Annotated in this window: 23 protein-coding genes; 16 read left to right on the top strand and 7 right to left on the bottom strand. The window is 72.4% G+C overall.

All coding sequences use genetic code 11. From position 1 onward, the window contains the following. Position 1 precedes the first annotated feature (1 nt). Positions 2-601 carry an RNA 2',3'-cyclic phosphodiesterase gene (gene thpR / locus RLT58_RS00830; protein WP_311308392.1) on the top strand — a complete coding sequence of 200 codons (600 nt, stop codon included), beginning with the start codon at positions 2-4 and terminating at the stop codon, positions 599-601. Between the two features lie 79 nt (positions 602-680). Here thpR and RLT58_RS00835 read toward each other — a convergent pair whose 3' ends face one another. Continuing rightward, complete coding sequence (locus tag RLT58_RS00835; protein WP_311308393.1) at positions 681-1,493, bottom strand: alpha/beta fold hydrolase; 813 nt, start codon at positions 1,491-1,493, stop codon at positions 681-683. Between the two features lie 444 nt (positions 1,494-1,937). Here RLT58_RS00835 and RLT58_RS00840 point away from each other — a divergent pair, with 444 nt between their 5' ends. The 3 genes from RLT58_RS00840 (at position 1,938) to RLT58_RS00850 (ending at position 6,657) form a co-directional block, all read left to right on the top strand. Next, positions 1,938-3,737 (top strand): cellulase family glycosylhydrolase, encoded by a 1,800-nt coding sequence (locus RLT58_RS00840; protein ID WP_311308394.1) that lies wholly within the window; start codon positions 1,938-1,940, stop codon positions 3,735-3,737. Between the two features lie 211 nt (positions 3,738-3,948). Further along, the gene (gene fabV, locus RLT58_RS00845) at positions 3,949-5,163 is read left to right on the top strand and encodes an enoyl-[acyl-carrier-protein] reductase FabV (RefSeq protein WP_311308395.1); all 1,215 of its coding nucleotides are present in this window, start codon (positions 3,949-3,951) and stop codon (positions 5,161-5,163) included. Positions 5,164-5,328: 165 nt separating this feature from the next. After that, entirely contained in the window at positions 5,329-6,657 is a 1,329-nt protein-coding gene (locus RLT58_RS00850) for a phosphatase PAP2 family protein (protein WP_399130667.1), read from the top strand. Between the two features lie 55 nt (positions 6,658-6,712). On the opposite strand, the gene RLT58_RS00855 is transcribed toward RLT58_RS00850, so the two are convergent. Further along, positions 6,713-7,492 (bottom strand): AraC family transcriptional regulator, encoded by a 780-nt coding sequence (locus RLT58_RS00855; protein ID WP_311308396.1) that lies wholly within the window; start codon positions 7,490-7,492, stop codon positions 6,713-6,715. 55 nt (positions 7,493-7,547) lie between these two features. Between RLT58_RS00855 and RLT58_RS00860 the strand changes: the two genes are divergently transcribed. Continuing rightward, positions 7,548-8,129 (top strand): class I SAM-dependent methyltransferase, encoded by a 582-nt coding sequence (locus tag RLT58_RS00860; RefSeq protein WP_311308397.1) that lies wholly within the window; start codon positions 7,548-7,550, stop codon positions 8,127-8,129. Positions 8,130-8,190: 61 nt separating this feature from the next. Here the strand turns inward: RLT58_RS00860 and RLT58_RS00865 are convergent, their stop codons facing one another. Continuing rightward, positions 8,191-9,141, bottom strand: coding sequence for an alpha/beta hydrolase (locus RLT58_RS00865; protein WP_311308398.1), 951 nt, complete (start codon positions 9,139-9,141; stop codon positions 8,191-8,193). 75 nt (positions 9,142-9,216) lie between these two features. On the opposite strand from RLT58_RS00865, the gene RLT58_RS00870 reads away from it, so the two are divergent. Next, positions 9,217-9,795, top strand: a complete 579-nt coding sequence (locus tag RLT58_RS00870) for a TetR/AcrR family transcriptional regulator (protein WP_311308400.1) — start codon at positions 9,217-9,219, stop codon at positions 9,793-9,795. 24 nt (positions 9,796-9,819) lie between these two features. Here RLT58_RS00870 and RLT58_RS00875 read toward each other — a convergent pair whose 3' ends face one another. Continuing rightward, entirely contained in the window at positions 9,820-10,848 is a 1,029-nt protein-coding gene (locus tag RLT58_RS00875) for a saccharopine dehydrogenase NADP-binding domain-containing protein (RefSeq protein ID WP_311308401.1), read from the bottom strand. A gap of 70 nt (positions 10,849-10,918) precedes the next feature. Here RLT58_RS00875 and RLT58_RS00880 point away from each other — a divergent pair, with 70 nt between their 5' ends. The 5 genes from RLT58_RS00880 to RLT58_RS00900 all read left to right on the top strand — a co-directional run bounded on the left by RLT58_RS00880 (position 10,919) and on the right by RLT58_RS00900 (position 16,112). After that, entirely contained in the window at positions 10,919-11,869 is a 951-nt protein-coding gene (locus RLT58_RS00880; protein WP_311308402.1) for a helix-turn-helix domain-containing protein, read from the top strand. Positions 11,870-11,962: 93 nt separating this feature from the next. Then, on the top strand, positions 11,963-12,409 hold the full coding sequence (locus tag RLT58_RS00885) for a MarR family winged helix-turn-helix transcriptional regulator (RefSeq protein WP_311308403.1): 447 nt from the start codon (positions 11,963-11,965) through the stop codon (positions 12,407-12,409). Next, positions 12,402-13,868, top strand: coding sequence for an MFS transporter (locus RLT58_RS00890; protein WP_399130671.1), 1,467 nt, complete (start codon positions 12,402-12,404; stop codon positions 13,866-13,868). Before RLT58_RS00885 ends, RLT58_RS00890 begins: the two co-directional genes overlap by 8 nt. Before the next feature lie 62 nt (positions 13,869-13,930). After that, positions 13,931-14,488, top strand: coding sequence for a cysteine hydrolase family protein (locus RLT58_RS00895; protein WP_311308404.1), 558 nt, complete (start codon positions 13,931-13,933; stop codon positions 14,486-14,488). A gap of 337 nt (positions 14,489-14,825) precedes the next feature. Beyond that, positions 14,826-16,112, top strand: coding sequence for a phosphatase PAP2 family protein (locus RLT58_RS00900; protein WP_311308405.1), 1,287 nt, complete (start codon positions 14,826-14,828; stop codon positions 16,110-16,112). Between the two features lie 86 nt (positions 16,113-16,198). Here the strand turns inward: RLT58_RS00900 and RLT58_RS00905 are convergent, their stop codons facing one another. Beyond that, positions 16,199-17,365, bottom strand: a complete 1,167-nt coding sequence (locus RLT58_RS00905; protein ID WP_311308406.1) for an alanine--tRNA ligase-related protein — start codon at positions 17,363-17,365, stop codon at positions 16,199-16,201. Between the two features lie 427 nt (positions 17,366-17,792). Between RLT58_RS00905 and RLT58_RS00910 the strand changes: the two genes are divergently transcribed. Together RLT58_RS00910 and RLT58_RS00915 are read left to right on the top strand one after the other, a co-directional pair. Continuing rightward, positions 17,793-18,281, top strand: a complete 489-nt coding sequence (locus RLT58_RS00910) for a pyridoxamine 5'-phosphate oxidase family protein (protein ID WP_311308407.1) — start codon at positions 17,793-17,795, stop codon at positions 18,279-18,281. Between the two features lie 27 nt (positions 18,282-18,308). Continuing rightward, entirely contained in the window at positions 18,309-19,202 is an 894-nt protein-coding gene (locus RLT58_RS00915; RefSeq protein ID WP_311308408.1) for an LLM class F420-dependent oxidoreductase, read from the top strand. 58 nt (positions 19,203-19,260) lie between these two features. On the opposite strand, the gene RLT58_RS00920 is transcribed toward RLT58_RS00915, so the two are convergent. Next, the gene (locus RLT58_RS00920; protein WP_311308409.1) at positions 19,261-19,821 is read right to left on the bottom strand and encodes a mycothiol transferase; all 561 of its coding nucleotides are present in this window, start codon (positions 19,819-19,821) and stop codon (positions 19,261-19,263) included. Positions 19,822-19,942: 121 nt separating this feature from the next. Here RLT58_RS00920 and RLT58_RS00925 point away from each other — a divergent pair, with 121 nt between their 5' ends. Next, positions 19,943-20,515, top strand: coding sequence for a TetR/AcrR family transcriptional regulator (locus RLT58_RS00925; protein ID WP_311308410.1), 573 nt, complete (start codon positions 19,943-19,945; stop codon positions 20,513-20,515). Positions 20,516-20,537: 22 nt separating this feature from the next. On the opposite strand, the gene RLT58_RS00930 is transcribed toward RLT58_RS00925, so the two are convergent. Continuing rightward, on the bottom strand, positions 20,538-21,245 hold the full coding sequence (locus RLT58_RS00930) for an MBL fold metallo-hydrolase (protein ID WP_311308411.1): 708 nt from the start codon (positions 21,243-21,245) through the stop codon (positions 20,538-20,540). A 94-nt stretch (positions 21,246-21,339) separates the two neighbouring features. On the opposite strand from RLT58_RS00930, the gene RLT58_RS00935 reads away from it, so the two are divergent. Both RLT58_RS00935 and RLT58_RS00940 read left to right on the top strand, forming a co-directional pair. Further along, on the top strand, positions 21,340-21,885 hold the full coding sequence (locus RLT58_RS00935) for a TetR/AcrR family transcriptional regulator (RefSeq protein ID WP_311308412.1): 546 nt from the start codon (positions 21,340-21,342) through the stop codon (positions 21,883-21,885). Between the two features lie 452 nt (positions 21,886-22,337). Continuing rightward, positions 22,338-23,201, top strand: coding sequence for a protein kinase domain-containing protein (locus tag RLT58_RS00940; protein WP_311308413.1), 864 nt, complete (start codon positions 22,338-22,340; stop codon positions 23,199-23,201). Positions 23,202-23,236 lie beyond the last annotated feature (35 nt).

Consider the following 23,236-nt stretch of genomic DNA (forward strand, 5'->3'; position numbering starts at 1 on the left):
TGTGACGACCGAACAGACCCCGCCCGCGACCGTCCGCGTGTTCATCGCCCTCGCCCCGCCCGACCGGGCGAAGGAGGAGCTCGCCCGGGAGCTGCGCCCCGCCTATGACACCCACCCCCAGTTGCGGTGGAACCGGATCGAGGACTGGCACATCACGCTGGCGTTCCTCGGGGAGCTGCCCGCCGGGACCGTTCCCCTGCTGCAACCACCGCTCGCCGCACTCGCGGCGGCCCACCCGTCCCCGCGCCTGGCGCTGAGCGGCGGCGGCACCTTCGACGAGCGGGTGCTGTGGACCGGAATCGACGGGGACACCGACGCGCTGCACATCCTGGCCGCCGATGTGCGCACCGCGGTCGAGGACTGCGGCATCGCCTTCGAGAGCCGGCCGCTGCGCCCCCATCTGACACTGGCACGCGCCCGCCGGGGCGATCGGTCCTCGGCACTGGAGCTCGCCGCGGGGCTGACCGGATTCACCGGCCTGCCCTGGCCCGCCGAGCGACTGCATCTGGTCGGCAGCAACGCCGGCCGCAGCCCCGGCCCGATCCGCTACCGGGACATCGAGTCCTGGCCACTCGGCGACGGGGTCCGCGCGGGTTCGTGAACACGCGGGACCGGTCCGGACCGCCCCCGCCCGGTTTCGCGAACGCGCGGACCCCGTCCGGACCACCCCCGCGCGGACGTCACGCCCGGGACCCGAATACGCGCTCCGCCGTGGCACGCACGGCGTCGGCCACGGACCCCGCAGCGGTGAGATGGGCGATGTGCCCCTGCCCCGGGAGCGTGACGACCCGGGCGTCGGGCAGGGTCGCCGCCAGGTCCGCCAGGCGCTCCCGCAGGTGGGCCGGGCTGAGGTCGCCCTCCAGGAGCGTGGCCGGGAGGCCGAGCGCGGCGAAGCGGTCGATGCCGACGCCGAGGGCGTCGATCGCCTCGTCGTCCGCGATCTGCGCCGCCGCCTGCGCGCCGAACGCCTCCCGCACACGCGCGTCGGCGAACATCTCGTCGACGACGCCCGCGGGCATGCGCACGATGTCGCGCATGTGGATGCGCATCGCCTCCACCGGGTCACCCGCGTCGAGCGCCGCGCGGGCCCGCCTCCCCGCCTCGCCCGCGATCAACTCCCGGGTCGGCAGCGGAGGTTCGTAGAGGAACAGCCCGGCGAACACCGAGGGCGCGAGCAGGGCGGCCTCCAATGCGGCAACGGCGCCCGAGGAGTGCCCCACGAGGAGCACGGGCGCGTCGAGACGACGGGCGACGGCGACGACGTCCCTCCCCTCGACGGCCATCGAGTGCGGCAGGGCGATGTCCGCTCCGGGGGCGTAGATCCGCCGGTGCATGCTGACGACGCGGAAGTCATCGGTCAGCCGACGGGCGACGCCGTCCCAGGTCGTCGCGTTCCCCCCGCCCGGGTGCACCACGAGGAGATTGGGCCCGGATCCGGCGTCGAGCGCGGTCAGGGTGTGGGCGTCGTCCGACGCCACGAGCAGCTCAGTCATGGACACCAGCCTGCACCCACCGCCCGACACCCCACCGACAGGCCGCCGATGCCCGGCCCCCGTGACACGGGCCGCTGCCGGTGCGCCGACCTCGCCCGGCTCCGATCTCGCCCGGTTCAGCTCGCCCCCGCCGCCCCCGGCGATGCCGGGGTGAGCGGCCGGCGCACCCCGGCAACCCGCACAGCACGGGCGACGGGGCGGCATGCCTTCAAGTGATGAACACCGTTCGCCCCATTGACATGTCCATTGCTCTATCGCTTTTATGGCGCCGGGCCGCCCGCCATCGGTCCCCCACATCCGGCGAGACGGGACTTCACCGGGAGCGGGGGCGGCGACCGCCCCGACACCTCCATCCCCCTGCCATCCACGGCGCGGCACGCGGCAAAATGGGAGCGCTCCCATAATCCAGTCGCGGACCGTGCCTCCGAGAGAGGAACCAGCACCGTGCTTCACCCTCTCCGCCTTGTCCGCAGAGCCGCGAGGACGGCCGCCGTGATCGCGGCAGCCCTGCTGCTCCCCCTCGCCGGCTCCCACGCGGCGGCCGCCGCCGACGCCGCACCGGGTGCCGGCTACTGGCACACCAGCGGCCGGCAGCTGCTGGACGCGGCCGACCGGCCGGTCCGTATCGCCGGGATCAACTGGTTCGGCTTCGAGACCTCCAACTACGTGCCCCACGGCCTGTGGTCCCGCGACTACAAGAGCATGATCGACCAGATGAAGTCGCTGGGCTACAACACCATCCGGATGCCCTACAGCGACGACATCTTCACCGGCACCGCCCCCACCGGCATCAACTACTCCGCCGGCATGAACGCCGATCTCCAGGGCCTCGACTCGCTCGGTGTCATGGACCGCATCGTGGACTACGCGGGCGACATCGGCATGAAGGTCATCCTGGACCGGCACCGGCCCGACTCCGCCGGCCAGTCGGCGCTCTGGTACACGGCCGCCGTCCCCGAATCCACCTGGCTGGCCAACCTCGAGGCGCTGGCAGCGCGCTATGCGGGCGACGACGCGGTGATCGGCATCGACCTGCACAACGAGCCGCACGACCCGGCCTGCTGGGGCTGCGGCGACACCACGAAGGATTGGCGGCTGGCCGCGCAGCGCGGCGGCAACGCCGTCCTGTCGGTCAACCCCGATCTGCTGGTCTTCGTGGAGGGCATCCAGACGTTCGACGGGGTGTCCGGGTGGTGGGGCGGCAACCTGATGGGCGTCGGCCGGTATCCGGTGGAGCTGGACGTGGCCCACCGGGTCGTCTACTCGGCGCACGACTACGCGACCAGCGTCGCCCAGCAGCCGTGGTTCGGCGACGCGTCCTTTCCGGCCAACATGCCGGGCATCTGGGACAAGTACTGGGGCTACATCTTCAAGCAGGACATCGCACCGGTGTGGGTGGGCGAGTTCGGCACGACGCTCCAGTCCACCACCGACCAGAAGTGGCTGAAGGCCCTGGCCGACTATCTGCGCCCGACCGCCCAGTACGGGGGCGACAGCTTCTCGTGGACCTTCTGGTCCTGGAACCCCAACTCGGGTGACACCGGCGGCATCCTCAAGGACGACTGGACCACCGTAGACACCGTGAAGGACGGCTACCTGGCGGACATCAAGGCGCCCGGCTTCGGCGGCGGCAGCGGAGGCGGGGACAACGGGGACACCCAGGCCCCGACGGCCCCGGCCGGCCTCACCGTCACCAGGACCACCGGCGACTCCGTCTCCCTGTCGTGGACGGCCGCGTCCGACGACACCGGGGTCACGGGCTACGACGTCTACCGCGGCTCCACCAAGGCCGGCACGGCGACCGGCACCACGTACACGGACTCCGGTCTGACGGCCGGTACGGCGTACACGTACACCGTCCGGGCCCGCGACGCGGCGGGCAACGTGTCGGCGCCCTCCTCCTCCGTGGCGGCCACCACCTCCACCGGAGGTTCCGGCGGTGACAAGGGCTGCACCGCCTCCTACACCGTCAACGGCGACTGGGGCGACGGGTTCGGGGCCGATGTGACGGTGACCAACACCGGCACCTCGGCCGGGACCGGGTGGAAGGTGACCTGGACCTGGTCGGGAAGCCAGAAGGTCACGAACATGTGGAACGCCACCTACACCCAGACCGGCTCCGCCGTCAGCGTCGCGAACACCGCCTACAACGGCGGCCTCGCGGCCGGCGCCCACACAGGCTTCGGCTTCCAGGGAACGCCCGGCGCGGGCGGCGTGCCGACGGTGAGCTGCACCCTCTCCTGAGCACCCGCCCCGTGATCGCCCCCGCCGTACGCGGCGGGGGCGATCGTCGCGACGCCCCGGGGAGCGGGACCGGTGTGGTGGAAACACTCCAAGACCCGCTCATGATCATTGTCTCCGGCGTCACCTCTGCCCGTCTCCGCGCTGTCGCAGACTGGCGGGACGCGGGGCCGGGCCGGCCGCCGCCGTCCCCGCCGATCCAAGGACTGCCATCGTGAGCGAGCGCGTTCTCACCCCCCGCAACCGCGGCTTCCTCTTTCTCGACTCCCACCCCACGGGCTGCGCGAAGGCGGTGACCGACATGTGGCAGGCGTGCCCGGACCCCGCCGAAGAGCCCGAGGGTCCTGGGCCGGTGGCGCTGATCATCGGCTCCTCGGCCGGATACGGGCTCGCCGCCACGCTCGCCGGGCTCAAGCGCGCCGGCATCCGGGGCGTCATGGTGTCCTTCGAGAAGGCGCCCACCGAGCGGCGCACCGCCACGGCCGGCTGGTACCGCACGGCCGCCACCGCCGGCATCGCCCGCGCCGCCGGGCGGGATCTGGTCTTCCTGAACGGCGACGCGTTCTCCGACGCCGTGAAGGACGAGGTCGCGGATCTCGTCGAGCGGCGTTTCGGCGGCCGGCTGGACTACCTGATCTACTCGGTGGCCGCACCCCGGCGCACCGATCCCGACACCGGCGCCACGTACTCCTCCGTCCTCAAGCCGGTCGGCGGGGCGAGCCGTACCCGGACACTGCTCTTCGACGACCGGGGCGCTCCCGAGGTCCGCGAGGTCGAGACCGCACCGGCCGAGGGCGACGACGTCGAGCAGACCGTGGCGGTGATGGGCGGTGCGGACTGGGAACGCTGGATCGGCCATCTCGCCGCCCGGGATCTGCTCGCCGACGGTTTCGCCACGGCCGCGCTGTCGTACATCGGATCGCCGCTGACGGCGGCGATCTACCGGCAGGGCACGATCGGCGCGGCCAAGGCCGATCTGGAGGCCACCGCCCGCACGCTGGACGAGCGGCTCGCCAAGACGGTGGGCGGGCGGGCCGTGACATCCGTGAACGGCGCGGCCGTCACCCAGTCCTCGACCGCCATTCCCGGCATCGCCCTGTACACCGGGCTGCTGCGCGGTGTGCTCGGGGACGGCCTGGTGCCGCCGGTGCGGCAGTTGGCCGCGCTCTGGGACCAGCTCACCGGTGCGGCTCCGCTCGTCCTGGACGACGAGGGGCGGATCAGGCTGGACAGGTGGGAGCTCAGCGAGGACGTCCAGGCGGCCGTCGCCGGACGCTGGGACGCCGCGACGAGCGACACGATCGCCGCTCTGGCCGACCTCGCGTGGTTCCGCGCCGAGGTCCGGCGGCTGTACGGATTCTCGGTGCCGGGCGTCGACTACACCGCACCGGTCACCACGGACGTGCCCTGGCCGGAGCACACCCCCTGACCAGCGAACCCACCCGCACCACTCCGCTAGCATGTTCGAACTCACGACGATCGGCCCCGATCGCCCGTCCTTCACTAGAAAACCTTTGCCATCTAGCACGAAGGGTGAGCCACGTAGACAACGACTAACAAATCGGCTGAGCAATTGATATCTATAGCATCGCGGGTGTTGTCGCGGATCAGCTCCACAGTTGATTTCGCCGCATGGCGTCGGCCACGGGCGATCGTGTGGACCACGGCGGCCGTGGTGACCCTCGGATTCCTCGTCGCGCTGGAGATCACCGCACGCCACTACGGTCTGCCGGGACCGATCACCAATCAGGCGCAAGAGGTGGTCTTCGCGCCGAGTTCGGGCCCGTTGCTCTATGCCGGTCTGGCGCTGACGCTGGTGGTGCTCACCTGGCGGCAGCGGTTCGTCGCCGCCGGGATCGCGGTCGGCATCGATCTGGTCCTCCTGCTGATCCGCTGGGCGGCCGGCGCGGAGCTCGCCTTCGGGAACGGCGCGTTGTGGGTGATCCTGGGCTGCGCGGTCATCGCCGTGACCCGCCGCACCGGCCGGGAACGCACGCTGCTGCTGAAGGGCGCCGGGCTCGGCCTGCTCCTGGTGGCCGGCCACAAGACCGGCGACACCTGGCTGCTCATCACTTCCAAGACCCGCCCGACGGTGCTCGACCCGTACGTGGCGACCGCCGACCACGCACTCGGCAATCCGTCCTGGCTGGTGGGCCGGTTCATCGAGGCCACCGACCCGGTCAGCACCCATGTCCTCAACGCCGTCTACGGCCAGCTCCCGCTGGCGGCCGCGATCATCGCGCTCTACCAGCTGCGCCATGTCGCGGTGGAACGGCGCTTCCCGGGCCACCATCTCGTCCGTACGTTCCTGGTCATCGGCCTGCTGGGACCGGCCATCTACATGATCTTCCCGGTGGTCGGCCCGGTCTTCGCCTACAGCGCCGACGGCGGGCAGTGGGCCACGGCCCATCTGTGGCCCCACACGCCGGTGCCCATCAGCGCCCCGCACCCGATCCCGTTCGACGGGACAACCCCGCGCAACTGCATGCCCAGTCTCCATACGGCCTGGGCCACCACGCTTTTCATTCATTCGCGCAAGGGCTCGCGCTATCTGCGCTGGGCGGGCACGTTCTGGCTCGTCGCCACGCTGACCGCCACGCTCGGATTCGGTTATCACTACGGCGCGGATCTCATTGCCGGTGTCGTTTTCGCCCTCACCGTCGAGGCGGCGATGCGCGCGTTCGACCGGGGCTGGGACCGCTCGGCGGTCCGTTTCACCGTCTGCGGCACGACGGTATTCACGGCCCTCCTTCTCTCCTACCGCTATCTGCCGGTCCGGATGGCCGACCACCCCTGGCTGTTCGGACCGCTGCTCCTGCTGGCCATGGCCTCCGTGATCCACCTCTATCTGCGGACCACCCGGGAGTGGGAGCCGAAGGCCGTACCGGCGCAGCAGCCCGAACCGCAGCTCATCCAGGCCTGAGCGGGCCCGGCAGTCGGGGCTCCCGACGCGTACGGGGCACTGCGCTCCCTCACCCTCACTCCCCGGGGGCGCCCGGCCGGGGGCGGCCGGTGCCGAAGTACGCGCCCGGCGTGACACCGGTCTCGCGCCGGAAGGCCGCGACGAACGCGCTCACCGTCTCGTAACCTGCGGCCCGCGCCACCCGGTTCAGCGGCTCGCCGGCGGCGAGGGCCGGCAGGGACGCGTTGAGACGGACGAGCGTGCGCCACCGGCCGAACGGCATGCCGGTGCCCGCGAGGAACAGCCGGGCCAGCGTGCGTCCGGAGGCGCCGACCCGGTGGCCCCAGGCGGCGAGCGGCAGGGCGCAGGCCGGGTCGTCGAGGAGCGCCCGCGCCACGTCCCGGGCGCGCGGGTCGTCCGGCAGCGGTGTGGCGAGCGTGGTGACGGCCACCGGCTCCAGCAGGTCGAGCAGGAGCGCCTCGCCCCGCTTCCGGCGTCCGGCGTCGAGGCCCGGGTCGTCCAGGAAGAGGATGAGCTCCGCCAGGAGGCGCGGGACCTCGACCGGCTGGGGCCGTGTCCACGGTCCCGGCGCGGCCCGGGGTGTGCCGGAGAGGTAGAGCGAGGTCATCGTGGTGTGACTCGCCGACAGCACCTCGTGCGGCGTGCCGGCCGGGATCCACAGGGCGCGGGTGGTCGGCAGGACCCACGTCCGGGCGTCGACGGCGACGGAGAGCGTGCCGCTGGAGGCCCAGGCGAGCTGGTGCGTCCGGTGGGTGTGCCGATGGAACCGGGTGCCCGCCGGCATCGGGAACGTACCGATGAGGACGAGCGCGCCGCCGTGTCCGTTTGCCGACATGAGGTGGAAGCGTAGGGCCTTTAAGACGATCACGCCGGTCCCTAGCGTTGCCGTCATGAACAAAGGACATGCCGAGCTGTGTTCGAGCCCCGAGTGGGCCGCCCATCTCCAGCACGACGTGCTGCCGGTCGCCGTCGCACGGGCCGATCTGGGGAAACGGATGCTGGAGATCGGTCCCGGGCCCGGGGCGGCGACCGAGTGGCTGCGCAACGAGGTGGAGCACCTGATGGCCGTGGAGGTCGACGCCGACGCGGCGGCGCTGCTGGCCGGGCGCTATGCCGGGACGAACGTCGAGATCGTGCACGGGAGCGGGGCCGCGCTGGACTTCGCCGACGACTCGTTCGACTCGGCGGCCTCGTTCACGATGCTGCACCACGTACCGACGGCAGCGCTCCAGAACCGGCTGCTGGCGGAGGTTCTGCGGGTCCTGAGGCCGGGCGGTGTCCTCGTCGGGTCCGACAGCCTGCCGAGCCACGCCCTGCACGCGTTCCACCAGGACGACGTCTACAACCCGGTGGAGCCCGCCGCGTTCCTCATCCGGCTCCAGACGCTCGGGTATGTCGACATCACGCTCGGCGTGCACCAGGGCCTGACGTTCTCGGCCCACAAGCCCCTCCCGGAGGAGGAGGGCGCCTGAGGCAGCGGCCCCCGGCGGGCAACGGCCGCCGGGGGCCGCCGCCCGCTCCGGCGGCCCCGTGTCATCCGGTGAGGGCCGCCCGCAGGAACTCGCGGATCTCCGTACGCGCGGCCTCGGCCTGCGGGGCCATGCCCGGCATGCTGAGGAACGCGTGCCCCGCGCCGGGGTGTTCGGCCAGCCGCGCCGGTGTGCCGGCCGACCGCAGCCGCTCGGCGTAGCGGCGGCCCTGGTCGGCCAGCGGGTCATGGGTCGGCACCACGACGAGCGCGGGGGCGAGAGAGCCGAGGCTGTCGGCGTACAGCGGCGAGACCGTGCGCGGGTCCGTCCCCGGCGCGACGGCGAGCCGCCCGACGAGTCGCAGCTGCGGCAGTCCGAGCGTCGGGGTGCGGGCGAACTCGGCGGCCGAGGGGTAGTCGAGCATCGTCCCGGTGACATCGACGGCGGGGTTGACCAGCACCTGGGCCCGCAGGCGCGGCTCGGTGTCCCTGGCCCGGATCGCGGCCAGGGCACAGATCAGCGCGCCGGCGCTCTCGCCGAACACGGCGGTACGGGCGGGGTGGATGCCCCAGGGGCCGGCGTGGCGCACCACGTGGCGCAGCACGTCCCAGCCGTCCTCGGCGGCGGTCGTCATGGGGTGGTCCGGGTCGAGGAGCCGGTGTTCGACCGAGACGACGACCGCGGGCAGCTGGGCGGCGAGATGGCTGTTGACCCAGTCGGACTGGGCCGCCGTCCCCACGAATCCCCCTCCGTGCACATGGACCACGAGCGGCAGGACGCCTCCGCCCTCGGGTTCGGGTGTGGGCCGGTACACCCGGACCGGGAGGTCCCGGCCGGGCAGGGCCAGCGTCTGCCAGGCGATGGAGGCGCCGGGATCGGGCTCGCCGGTGACGGCGCGGGCCGCGTCGGACGCCCGGAAGCGGTTCTCCGCGTCGCGGTAGGCAATCAGTTCCTCGGTCGTCGGCGCCGACCAGTCCGGCTCCGGAGGACGCTGTGCTCTCGTGGTCTCGGTCATGGCTTTCCCTGCCCCTTGAGTTTCGCGACTTGAGGTATCGATACCCAAGGTAGCGAAAAAGAGTAGGGTGTGGCCATGCCATCGACCCCATCCGCCCGTCCGCCCGGCCGGCCGCGCTCCGGCGTCAACGCCGCGGTCTTCGCCGCCACGCTGAGCACGGTCCAGGAGCTGGGATACGCGCGCGCCACCGTCGAGCGCATCGCCTCCGCCGCGGGGATCGCCAAGTCGACGGTCTACCGGCGCTGGCCGACGAAGGGCGCGCTGATCGTGGACTGCCTCCTGGACGCGTTCGGTCCGGCGCCGCTGGAGGAGGGCACCGACCGGGCCGAGCTGCTGTCCTCGGCCATCCGCTGGATCGCGGCGAAGATCGCCGAGCCGGGGGTGGGGGACGCGTTCGCCGGCGTGTTCAGTGACGCCGTCAGCGACCCGGACCTGCGCGAGATCCTGTCGACACGGTTTCAGGACCCCTACCGGCTCGCGCTCCAGGAGGCGCTCGGCGAGCCCGAGCACCGGGTCCTGTTCTTCATCGACGTCGTGGTCGGCGTGCTGCTCCACCGGATGGGCATGACCGGCGAGCCGATGGCCGAAGCGGACGTCACCGCGCTGATCGAGATGGTTGTGCCGCAGTTCACGAAGGGCGCCGGCCCGGCGTAGCGGCGCAGCCCCCTCGGCGCCGGCTCAGCGCCTCGCGTAGCGGATGGCGTCGAGCCCGGACAGGAAGCCGTCGGCGTCGAACACCTCCCCGGCGGCCCGCATCCCGGTGGCCACGCCGTTCGGCGCGGTCCTGCCGTCCAGGATCCGCGCGACCGCCTCCGCGACCAGGGGTGCGGTCACGGCGTAGATGTCGCGGCCGCTCGCCGATGCGGCCCGCTCCTCCTCGCCCCTGCGGACGACCACGTCGACGACGAAGGTCTGCGCTGAGCGGCCGTCCCGCGATACCGCGACGGGCGGCGGGGTGTCGGCGGCGCCCAGGTCGGACAGCGGGGCCTCGTTCATGAAGGTGCGGATCCGGGGGGTCTTCAGGTGCTGCGAGAGGGTGATGTGGTCGGCCGTCGCCATGCCGTGGACCGGCCGCGTCCCGAGACCGGGGAAGTCCCAGTCCACCGGGTCCGCCCGGCCGCCGCCGGCCGGGACGAGCCGTCCGCCGGTGAACGTCACCCGCTTTCCGGCGCTGCGCACGCCCGCCTTGCGGGTGCCCTCCGTCGGGTGCCAGCTGCTCAGCGCGAAGGCGATCGCGATGTCGTCGGCCGCCGCCCAGTCGCCCATGGCGGCGGTGGCCAGCAGGTCCGGGAGCCCGCCGAAGAACCCGAGAGCGGGCAGGAACAGCCGCCCGGAGCCGGCCAGCCGGTCGCGGTACGTCTCGAACGTCTGCCGCGTGACGGGCTGTTCGCCCGTGATGTCGATGTAGTGGATGCCCGCCCGCAGCGCCGCCGCGATCACCGGCCCGGTCGTGTCGCCGAAGGGCCCCGCGCTGTTGACGACCACGGAGGCACCCTTCAGCAGCACGTCGAGCGAGGCGGGGTCGTCGACGGAGACGACCTGGGTGCGGGCGTGCGGGTGCGCGTCGGCCAGGGCGCGCATCTTCTCGGGGTCGCGGCCTCCGAGCGCGAGGGCGAAGCCGCGCCGGTGCAGCTCGTCGATGATGAAGCGGGCGGTGTGCCCGTACGAGCCGAAGACCGCAGCGGTGTGCGGTGCGTTGGTGTTCATGCCTTGATTCTTCGCGGTGCGCACCGCCGCCACGAGTGTCCCTGCCGACGGCATGCGTACACTTTCGGACATGACTCTGGTGGCGATGCCGGTGTACGAGGGGGCGATGCTCTTCGAGGCGAGCATCGCGGGCGAGGTCTTCGGCACGGACCGGTCGGGGTTCGCCGGCCCCTGGTACGACTTCGCCGTGTGCGGGCCGCGCGGGGTGCGGCTCGGCGGCTGGCTGACGGTCGACACCTCGCACGGGCTCGACGTCCTGGCCCGCGCCGGCACGGTGATCGTCCCGTCCTGCGAGGACATCGAGGCGGACCCGCCCGCCGAGCTGCTGGACGCCCTGCGCGAGGCGCACGGGCGGGGCGCGCGCATCGCGTCGCTGTGCACCGGGGCGTTCGTCCTCGCCGCCGCAGGGCTCCTGGACGGCCGGCGCGCCACCACGCACTGGGCGCACGCCGACCGGCTCGCCGCACGCTACCCGCGGGTGCACGTCGACGCGGACGTCCTCTACACCGACGACGACCGGATCCTGACCGCCGCCGGGAAGGCCGCCGCCCTCGACCTGTGCCTCCATCTGGTGCGCCTCGACCACGGCACCGCCGTGGCCAACGCGCTGGCCCGCACGCTGGTGGTGCCGCCCCACCGGGCCGGCGGCCAGGCTCAGTTCATCGCGGCGCCCGTGCCGCGGCAGGGCGGTGACGGGATCGCCGACCTCCAGCAGTGGGCGCTCGACCGGCTGCACGAGCCGCTGACCGTGCAGGACCTCGCCGACCGGGCCGGGATGAGCACCCGCAACCTGACCCGGCACTTCCACCGGAGCGCGGGCCTGACCCCGCTGCGCTGGCTGCACACCCAGCGCATCCGGCGGGCCCAGGAACTCCTGGAGACCACCGACACCGCCGTCGAACGCATCGCCGCGCGCACCGGCATGGGGACCGCGACGACCCTGCGCCGCCACTTCAGCCGGGCGGTCGGCGTACCGCCGGACACCTACCGGCGCACGTTCCGGGGCGGCACCGAGTCCTAGCCACAGGCACCCGCCGTACGGCCGCTTCCCCGCGCCCCGGATTTATACAGTCCAAACTGTACAACTGAGGCTGTACGTTCTAGTGTGGGATACATGAATGAGAGCCCCCACCTGTCCCCCTCCGCCGTACAGGCCTCGCGAGAGGTCCGTACGGTCATCGGCCGCCTGCGGCGCCGCATCCTGAACGCCGCCGAGGCCGAGGACATCACCTTCGGACAGGAGTCCGTCCTGACCCGGCTGTCCGGCAGTCAGGGCGTCACGGCCAGCGACCTCGCCGCGGCCGAGGGGGTGCGCCATCAGTCGATGACCGCGACGGTCGCCTCGCTCGCCGCCCTCGGGCTGGTGGAGCGGCACCCCGACCCGGACGACGGGCGGCGGCTGCTGATCGCGCTGACCCCGGAGGGGCACCGGCGGGTGGAGGAGGGCCGGCAGGCACGGCAGGAGTGGCTCGCGGGCGAGCTGCAGAACCGGTGCACGGAAGAGGAGCGGCAGGCCGTGCTCGCCGCCATGACGGTGCTGGAGCGGCTCACCCATGGCTGACCGGAAGACGGACGGGCGGGGCGCCGCGGCGACGGCGGGCTTCGACCGGCGGCTGCTGCCGCCGATGATGCTGGGTTCGGTCCTGAACCCGATCAACTCGACGATCATCGCCGTGACCCTCATACCCATCGGCAACGCGCTGGGCGCACCGCCCTCGCAGACGGCCTGGCTGGTCTCGGCCCTCTATCTGGCCACCGCGCTCGGACAGCCCGTGGTGGGCCGGCTCATCGACATATTCGGGCCGCGCAGGCTCTTCCTCCTCAGCACGAGCCTGGTCGGGGTCGCCGGTGTCATCGGCACCCTGGCACCGAATCTGGGCGTGCTGATCGGCTCGCGGGTGCTGCTCGGGTTCGGCACGTGCGCCGGGTATCCGGCGGCGATGGCCCTGGTGCGCAGCGAGGCGAAGCGCACGGGGCGGGACAGCCCCGCCGGCGTGCTGACGGCCCTGGCCGTCGCCAATCAGACCATCGCCGTCATCGGGCCCCTGCTGGGAGGGCTGCTGATCGCCGCGGGCGGATGGCGGGCGACCTTCGCGCTGAATGTGCCACTGGCCGTCGTGGCCGTCCTGCTGGGTATGCTCCGGCTCCCCAAGGAGGCCGGTACGGGCGAGTCCCCGCAGCGCGGACGTCTCACCGCCCAGCTCGACCTCCCGGGTATGGCCCTGTTCGCCGCGATGCTCGTCTCACTGCTGCTGTTCCTGATGAATCTGCATCTGCGCGACTGGTACCTCCTGGCGATCGCCGCCGCCGCGAGCGCCGCGTTCGTCGTACGGGAGCTGCGGGCACCCGTCCCCTTCATCGACCTGCGGGTGCTCGGCGGCAACACTCCCCTGCTGGTCACCTACGGGCGCGCCCTGGTCGCGTACGTCGTCGCCTACTCCTTCCTCTACGGGTTCAGCCAGTGGACCGAGGAGGGGTTCGGGCTCTCCCCCTTCCACGCCGGGCTCGTGCAGATCCCCATGTTCCTGGTGGCCATCGGGGTCTCCGTCGTCACCGGGCGGCGGGCCGGGGTGCGCGGCAAGCTGGTCGTCGGCGCGCTCGGGCAGATCGCGGCCTGCCTGGTGATGCTCATGCTCACCGGGGCCAGCCCCGTGTGGATGCTGGTGCTGGTCGCCCTGATCTTCGGGATCCCGCAGGGCCTGAACAACCTGGCCCTGCAGAACTCCGTGTACTTCCAGACCGATCCCGAGCGCACCGCTTCCTCGGCCGGCCTGCTGCGGACGTTCGCCTACGTCGGTTCGATGGTCGCCTCCTCCACGACGGCCGCCTCCTTCGGGCAGCGCGCGGACACCGGCGGTATGCATCATCTCGCGTGGATCATGCTCGGCGCGGGCGTGCTCTACCTCCTTCTGAACGTCTTCGACCGCACGCTCGGCCGCGTGACGGACGACAGCGCCGCCACGGACACGGAATCGGACGCGGACGCGGACACCGGGTCGGACACTCCCCGAGCGCGCTGAGCCACCAGGACATCCCCCGAAACCGCCCCACCCCGGCACACCTCGAACGGAAGACGCACACCATGCCCCGCACCGCCCTCCTCGCCATGGACCTCCAGCCCCACCACCTCGCCCATCTGCCGGACGACTACCTGCCGCGCGCCGTGCACGCGCTCGACACGGCGCGCGCCGCGGGCGTCCTGGTCGTTCATGTGGCACTGCGGCTGCGTCCGGGCCATGTCGACGCCCATCCGCGCAACAAGATCTTCGGCGCCCTGCCTCCGCACCTCTTCACGGCCGACGACCCCGGTGCCGTCATCCACCCCGATGTCGCTCCGGCGGAGGGCGAGATCGTCGTCCACAAGAACAGGGTCAGCGCTTTCGCGGGGAACAACCTCCAGCAGATCCTGGCCGCCCAGGAGGTGGACCACCTCGTCCTGGCCGGTATCTCCACCGGTGGCGTCGTCCTGTCCACCGCATTGCAGGCCGCCGACCTCGACTACCGGTTCACCGTCCTGACGGACGCCTGCGCCGACCCCGACCCGGCCCTGCACCACACCCTCGTGAACGGCCTGCTCAACCGGCGCGGGGAGACCCTCACCGTCGAGGAGTGGGCGCGGAGCGTCGGCACCGCCCGGTAAACCCCCGACGAACCCCCGACGAACACGTCTGCCCGGGCCGTCCGTTGACGGCCCGGGCTCTTGTATACGTCCTGCCGGTCGCGACGGGTCCGGGCACCGCCCCTGACCAGCGGACCCCGGCAGCCCCCTCCGTTAACATGTTCGACTCACGACCGCTTCATCGCCCGTTCTTCACCGGACGTTCATTCCGGCCGCCCCCGGAGCCACCTGCTCACCCACCCAGCCCGCATCTCACGCATCGGCCACACACTTGATATCCATAGCATCGCGGTTTTTTGAGCGAATAAAGCGAATAAGCCGAAGACTCACGCCTGTCGCCGCCCGGCGTCGACCACGGATGATCCTGTGGGCCTCGGTGGCTGTGGTGGGTCTCGGCTTCCTCGTCGCCCTGGAGATCGTCGCGCGCCACTACGGCGAGCCCGGTCCGCTCACCTACCAGGCGCGCGAGGTGATCTTCGCGCCCAGGTCCGGGCCGCTGCTGTACGCCAGCATGGCGTTGATGATGGTGGTGCTGACCTGGCGGCAGCGGTTCGTCGCGGTCGCCGCCGCGATCGGCATCGACCTCGTCATCCTGCTGGTGCGATGGACGGCGGACGCGGAGGTGAGCGACGGACATCACTTCGGCAACGGCGCGTTGTGGGTCATCCTGGGCTGCGCGGTGATCGCCGTCACCCGCCGCACCGGCGCCGAGCGGGTACTGCTCCTGAAGGGCGTGGGCCTCGGCCTGCTGCTGGTGGCCGGCCGCAAGACCGGTGACACCTGGCTGCTGATCACCGCGAAGACCCACCCCACGGTGCTCGACCCGTACGTGGCGACCGCCGATCACGCCCTGGGGAACCCGGCCTGGCTGGCGGGCCGGATCATCGAGGCCACGGGCCCGGCCGGCGCCCACGTCCTGGACTGGGTCTACGTCCAACTCGCGGTGGCCGCAGCCGTCGTCGCGCTCTACCAACTGCGCCATGTCGCGGTCGAGCGGCGCTTCCCGGGCCACCATCTCGTCCGTACGTTCCTGGTCATCGGCCTGCTGGGACCGGCCATCTACATGATCTTCCCGGTGGTCGGCCCGGTCTTCGCCTTCGGCCCCGACGGCGGGCCCTGGGCGGCGGCCCAGCTGTGGCCGGACACCACGCTGCCGGTCAGCGTGCCGCATCCGGTCCCGTTCGACACGATCACCCCGCGCAACTGCATGCCCAGCCTCCACACGGCGTGGGCGACCATCATCTTCGTGCACTCGCGCAGGGCCCCGAGGGTCCTGCGCTGGGCGGGCACGTTCTGGCTGCTCGCCACGCTCGGCGCCACGCTCGGGTTCGGCTACCACTACGGGGTGGACATCATCGCCGGAGTGGTGTTCGCGCTCACCATCGAGGCGGCGATGCGTGCGCTCGACCGCGGCTGGGACCGCGCGGGCGTCCGGCTGGTCGCCTACGGTACGACCGTCTTCGCCGCCCTCCTGCTCGCGTACCGCTATCTGCCGGTCCAGATGGCCGAACACCCGTGGCTGTCCGGTCCGTTGCTCCTGCTGGCGATGGTCTCGGTGATCCGCGGCTACCAGCGGACCACCGAACTCTGGGACCCGAAACCCGCGCGGGTCCGGCAACGCGAGCCCCAGCCCGAGCTGGTCTGAGCCACGTCGCCGGGCGCGCCCGGAGACCGTCGGGACGCCCGGCCGCATGTCGTGCGGCCGGGCGTTCCGACGGCCGGTGGCCGCCCTCACTCCTCGGACAGCACCGTGATCAGTTCGCGGGGCAGCCCATGGGTGTCGTGGAGGTAGTGGAAGTCCTCCTCGGTCAGCCGGCCCCGGAACCTCGGCCGGGCGAGCACCTGCCGCCCGCGCTCCAGGATCCGGCGGAACCTGCCCTCCTCCTCCACCAGGAGGCGCAGCACCTCCTCGGGGCCCAGGTCCTGCCGGAAGTGGTCCCGTGTGTGCCGGATCAGCTCCACCGGCAGGTCGCCGATCCCGCGCGAGGGATCGTCCCGCCACAGCACGGTCAGCACGCGTCGCACCAGGCGTCGCAGCACGTATCCCCGCCCGGTGTTGGACGGACGCACACCGTCACCGAGCACCACGACGGACGACCGCAGATGGTCGCAGACCACCCGCAGCGAGGACTCCTCCAACGGCCACAGCGTGGGTACGAGGCGGCGCCAGGGGTCGAAGATGTCGCTCTCGAACACGGAGTTCCTGCCCTGGAGCAGCGAGGCCAGCCGTTCCAGACCGAGCCCGGTGTCGACGTTGCGCTGCGGCAGCGGCACGAGGGAGCCGTCGTCGAGGCGGCGGTGGGTCATCGTCACGTGGTTCCACACCTCCACCCAGCGGTCGTCGCGGGTGGGGGTCGACTCCGGCGGGCCCTCACCGCTCCACAGGAAGATCTCCGAGTCGGGACCGCACGGTCCGACGGGCCCGTTGGACCACCAGTTGTCCTCGACGGTGGTCTCCACGGGCACGCCCAGGCCGTGCCAGGTCTCCAGGGACCTGGTGTCCGGCCCGATCCGGCTGTCGCCGGCGAAGACGGTGGTGTGCAGCAGACGCGGGTCGACGCCGAGCCCCTCCGTCAGCAGCCGGTATCCCCAGTCGAGGCTGACCGGACCCTCGTAGTCGCCCAGCGACCAGCTGCCGAGCATCTCGAAGACCGTCAGATGTGTGGGGTCCCCGACCTCCTCCAGATCCGTGGTGCGCAGACACCTCTGCACGTTCACCAGCCGTGAGCCCAGCGGATGGGGCCGCCCCTCCAGGTACGGAGTGAGCGGGTGCATGCCGGAGGTGGTGAACAGGACGGGGTCGCCGGGCGGGGGCAGCAGCGTCGAACCGGTGATCCGGCGGTGGCCGCGCTCCTCGAAGAATTCGACGAATGTGCTGACCAGCTGTTCTGTCTTCATGGGATGACTCCTTCGCGTACTGCGGGGGAGGCACCGGAGAACGGAACCGTTCAGTCACCCGGCCGGGGCGGGAACACCCACAGCACTGCCGACGGACCGTTTCCGGTCGCCGGGGGAAGTGACGTCAGGCGGCGGCAACCGGCGAGCTGGTCGCTCGCGCGGTCGCGGTGGTGTGTGAGCCCGTGACGTTCATGCCCTCGACGATAGCGCGTGCCGGGACACCGGCGCGATGAGGTTTTCGGTGGTGGGCCGGTACGGGAAGGCGCCGGGCAGGGTGGGTGACGGGTCGAGGCGACACGGCGGGGATACGGGAAGCCGGCGAGCGGCGTGACTACCGTGAGCCTCGGATGTCGAGAACGCGGCCGCGTCTGCGTCCCAGGGACAGAGCGGCCAATGGTGGCCGCGCGACAGTGGAGGACGACACGTCATGGACCCCGAAGAGATCGCACAGGAGCTGGCCGACGCCGGCGAACTGCTGAGCAGCGCGACCATGGCCCGGCTGGCGTACAACGGACTCGACGGGCGGCCGCGCGTCGTCCCCATCGGGATCTTCTGGACCGGCGCCGAGATCATCATGTCCACCGCGGCCACGGCACCCAAGGTCAGGGCGCTGTCCGCCCGCCCCGACGTGGCCCTGACCATCGACGCCGGCGACAGCCCCGGCTCGGCCAGGACGCTTTCGGTGCGCGGCGTCGTGCACCTCACCCTGGTCGACGGGGTGGTCCCGGAATACCTCGCGGCCGCGCGGAAGAACTTCGACGCCGAGTACGCCGCCGAGTTCGAGCGGAACTGCCGGGCCATGTACGACCGGATGGCGCGCATCGCGGTCGAGCCGCGATGGGCGCGGTTCTACGACTTCGGGGCCGGCCGGGTGCCGCAGTTTCTCGCCGACCTCGCGAACAAGTCCCGGGAATAGCGGCCGCCGGTCGCTGTTGATCACAGCATGACTTCTGATGAGACGCGCGAGACGTTCGGACGGATCGGCATCTGGAGCGGTGCCCTGCACCTGTCACGGGCGGACGACGCCGGGAAGCGGGCGATCACGGAGGCGGTCGCCGAGCTGGAGGCGCTGGGATTCGGCACGCTCTGGCTGGGCGGCAGCCCGTCGCCCGAGGACGCCACGGCTGTCGTGGCCGCCACCCGCACCCTCACCGTCGCCACGGGCATCCTGAGCATCTGGGACCACCCGGCGGACGAGGTCGCGGCCCGGATCGCGGCGCTCGACGCGAGCGCCCGCAAGCGGTTCGTCCTCGGCCTCGGGGTCAGCCACGGCCCGATGGTGCCCCAGTACGCGAAGCCGTACAGCGCGATGGTGGCCTACCTCGACGCGCTGGACGCCGCGCCCGCGCCCGTGGCCCCCAGCCACCGTGTGCTCGCGGCGCTCGGCCCGAAGATGCTGAAGCTCGCGACCGCCCGGGCACGCGGCGCCCACCCCTACCTCGTCACCGCCGCCCACACGGCGGAGGCCCGCGAGGCCCTCGGCCCCGACGCGCTGCTGGCCCCGGAGCTCTCCGTGGTCCTCGACCCCGACCTGGACCGCGCCCGCACGACGGCCCGGGCCATGCTGGCGCGCTACCTCGAACTGCCCAACTACACGGACAACCTGCTGCGCCTGGGCTTCACGCAGGACGACCTCGACTCCGGCGGCAGCATCCGCCTCCTGGACGCCCTCTTCGCCCTGGGCGACGCCGAACAGGTCAAGGCCCGGACCCACCAGTACTTCGACGCGGGCGCCGACCACGTCGCCCTCCAGGTGGTAACGGCCACCGAGGGCAGCGCGGGCCTGCCGCTGCCCGAGTGGCGCGCGCTGGCGGAGGCGTTCGGCGAGGAGTTGTAGGGACCTGCGCAGGGCGGTCAGCCGTGGACGCACGCACGGCTGACCGCGCCTTCGTCCCCTACTGCCCCACCCGTCCGTCGATGCACTCGCGCAGCAGGTCCGCCTGGCCGCAGTGGCGGGCGTACTCCTCGATGCGGTGCACCATCAGCTCGCGGACCGATGTCCTGTCCTTGCCCAGGCGCTCGCCGAGATCGCGGTGCCGGGCCAGGGCCGTGTCGGTCTCGTTCTGTTCGCGCTCCAGGTCGTCGTAGGCGCCGTCGACCGCGGACTGCTCGCCGACGGCCCCGTCGAAGTCCGCGTCGCGCCCGCCGTAGAGCTTCGGCAGCGGCTCGTCGTCGGTGATCCAGTTGCGCCAGTCCCGTTCCACCTCGGCCAGGTGCCGGAGCAGGCCGAGCAGGGACAGGGTCGACGGCGGTACGGCGCGGCGGGCCAGCTGTTCGGGGGAGAGTCCCTCGCACTTCATCCGCAGGGTGAGCCGATAGCTCTTCAGGAAGTCCTGCAGCGTGGCGAGTTCGCCCTCGGAAGGGGGCCCCTCCCGGTCGCGGGGGTCGTCGGCCGGGTCGGTCCACATGTCGGGGTAGACGGTGGCCCGGGTCCAGCGCGCGGGTGTGTCGGGCATACGCGCCATCGTCGCGGGTCAGGCACCGTACGCGCCAATGGCTTTCGCGGGAGGTTAACCTGAGGCCTCCTCGGAAAGCGCCGGCACCGAACTGGCCGGGACACGAAGGAAGCGACGGACGATGACCGAGCCACCGCGCCGCAGACCGCGCGCCGACGCCCGGCGCAACAGGGACCGTCTGCTGGCCGAGGCGGACGAGGTCTTCCGGCAGGACGGCACGGGCGCACCCCTGGAGGCCGTCGCCCGCCGGGCCGGCGTCGCCATCGGCACGCTGTACGGGCATTTCCCCAACCGCCGCGCCCTCATCGGCGCGCTGCTGCGCGCCCGCAACCAGGCCCTCTTCGAGAACGGGGAGGCGCTGCTGGCCGACTCCTCCCCCACGCAGGCGCTCGTGCGGTGGGTGCGTGCGGTGGTCGAGCACGCCGCCGCGTACCAGGGGCTGGCCGCCGTACTGGCGGACGGGCTGGACGACCAGGAGTCCGAGCTCCATGCCTCCTGTGTCCGCATGACCGACATCGGCGACCGGCTGGTCGCCAACGCGCGTACGGCCGGTACGCTGCGGCGGGATGTGACCGGCGCGGACATCTTCGCCCTGATGAACGCCGCCGCCTGGACGCGCGAGCACATGAATCCCGAGCAGGCGGACCGGCTCGTGGCGCTGACCATGGACGGCATGCTCGTCCGGATGCCCTGAACGTCGGGGCCGGCTTGCGGGCTCAGCCCTTCCTGACCGCCTCGCCCACCTCGGACGGCGAGGTGCGCCAGGGGGCGCCGTGGCCCGGAAGGACCCAGGAGGCCGCCAGCGGGGCGATCCGGTCGAGGGAGGCGAGCGCTTCGGCCGGGTCGTCCGTGAAGGGGGCGGGCTGCGGGCCCGTGCGTCCCGTGAGGACATGGCGGGTGGTGAGGGCGTCCCCGACGAAGACCGCGTCGGCGAGCGGGACATGGACCGCCACGCTGCCCGGGGAGTGGCCGGGCATGCCCACGATCACCGGGCTTCCGGGCAGGTCCAGAACGTCTCCGTCGGCGATCTCGACCACTTCGCCGACGTAGTGCGTGCGCAGCCCGTTCTTGCGGAGGCCGTACCCGAAGAACTTCAGGGCCGGTCCCGGACGCAGGGGGCCGACCGGGGTCTTGGGCTTCTCCCCCGTGCGGGCGCGGTCGGCGTCGGCGGCGTGCACGAACACCGGCACACCGTGCTCGCGGCGCAGCCGGTCGGCGAAGCCGATGTGGTCCGAGTCGCCGTGCGTCAGGACGAGGCCGCGGATGTCGTCGGCGGACTTGCCCAGCGCGCGCAGCTCCCGCTGGAGGTCGCGCCAGTGTCCGGGCAGACCCGCGTCGACGAGCGTGATGCCCTCGGGCGTGTCGATGAGGTAGCAGGCCACCACGTCGTTGCCGAGGCGGTGCAGCTGGGGTGCGAGTCTCATGGGACCTCTCCCGGTCGGAGCGGGGGGATATCGATAGCTACGATACTTAGCTATGATGGCTACAGTCAATAGCCATCAGATGGGAGGGCGCACCATGCCGACCCCGGAGAAGACCTCGCTCACCCGCATCGTCGCCGCAGGCCGCGATCTGCTGGAGGCGGGCGGCCGGCAGGGGCTGACGATGCAGAGAGTCGCCGAGCGGGTGGGCGTGCGGGCGCCGTCGCTGTACAAGCACGTCAGCAACCGGGCGGCCCTGCTCACCGCGGTGGCCGTGGCCACCCTCGACGACCTCATCGCCCTCCTGGAGTCGACCGACGGCTCGCTCGAGGAGCTGGCGCGCTGCTACCGGCGGTTCGCCGAGACCCGCCCGGAGGGGTTCCGGCTGATCAACTCCCCGTACGCACCGCCCGAGGCCCTCGCCCGCGCGGCGGCCCCGGTGCTCCGGGCCTCCGGGGAACTCGTGGGCGAGCGCGAGGCGCTCGATGCCGCCCGGCTGCTGACTGCCTGGCTCACCGGCTTCATCGGCATGGAACTCAACGGCGCCTTCCGGCTGGGGGGCGACATCGACCGTGCCTTCGCCTACGGCCTGGCCGGCATGCGCCGCGCACTGACGGGCGGTCAGCAGGCCCCGCCCGTCTGACCGTCGGGGCAGCGGCCCGTCTCCTCGCACGGCGCTCCCCCAGACGGGCCTCGCGCCCCCTTCGCCCACGCGCCCGGTCATACTGGTGCCGACCAGCACAGGGCGGGGCCACAGGCGGCGCATGACGTACGGGGTGGACGGGTGGGTGTGCCGGAGCGCATTGGTGTGTACGCCGTGGAGCGGGAGTTGGGCGCCGGCGGCATGGGCACCGTCTATCTGGGCCGCTCGCGCGGCGGGCGTCCGGTGGCCGTGAAGGTGGCCCGGCCCGAGCTGGCGGCCGACCCGCACTTCCGGGAGCGCTTCCGCGCGGAGGTCGCGGCCGCCCGCCGGGTGGGCGGCTTCCACACGGCACCGGTCGTGGACGCGGACCCCGAGGCCGCGTCCCCCTGGCTCGCCACGGCATACACCCCGGGGCCCACCCTGGCCGCCCTCCTCACCTCTGGGGGGGGCCGATGGGCGAGGAGCCGCTGCGGCAGCTGGGGGCGGCGCTCGCCGAGGCACTGGCAGCGATCCACAGCTGTGGTCTGGTCCACCGCGACCTCAAGCCCGGCAACATCATCATGGCCGCCGACGGCCCCCGGGTGCTGGACTTCGGCATCGCGCGGGCCATGGAGTCGACCCGGCTGACCTCCACCGGAGTGGCCTTCGGGACCCCGGGGTTCCTGGCACCCGAGCAGGCCATGGGCGAGGCGGTCAGCGGTGCGGCCGACGTGTTCGCGCTCGGGGCCGTGCTCGTCGCGGCGGCGGGCGGCAGCGCCTTCGGCGGGGGTACCCCGATGGGCCTGATGTACCGCGCGGTGCACGAGCCCGCCGATCTGTCCGCGGCGCCCCGGAGCCTGTGGCCCGCGCTCGCCGCCTGCCTGGCCAAGGACCCGGCCGGCCGGCCCACGCCGGCGGCCCTGTTGGACATGTTCGCCCCGATGCCCGCCCCGTACACCCCCACGGCCGCCGTGCTGCCGCCGGTGGACGCGGTCCCCCTCCATCAGGCACCGACGGCCGCCGCGCCCCCGTACCCCGGGTCGCCTCCGGCCACCGGCCCGGTGGCCGGCGACATCGTCTTCACGGCGACGGACGCCAGCGGTGCGGTCCTGATCGACACCGACGGCGTCATCCTCGACTCGGACGTGCGGCATCTCCAGTTCGCCTGGGGCCAGATCAGTTCGATCGAGCACACGGCGGAACCGCAGAAGCACCTGGCGGTGACCGTCCGGCTCCACGACGGCACGGCCCACCGGCAGGTGGTGAAGGCCCGCAGGGCGTCACTGCTGCGCGCGTGGCTGGCGGACCTTCCGCTGGTCGTGGACTGCTTCCGGTAGGCGCGCGGAGGACCGGGGCCGTCTCGCGGGGCGGC

The organism is Streptomyces sp. ITFR-16 (genome assembly GCF_031844705.1).
GTDB lineage: Bacteria > Actinomycetota > Actinomycetes > Streptomycetales > Streptomycetaceae > Streptomyces.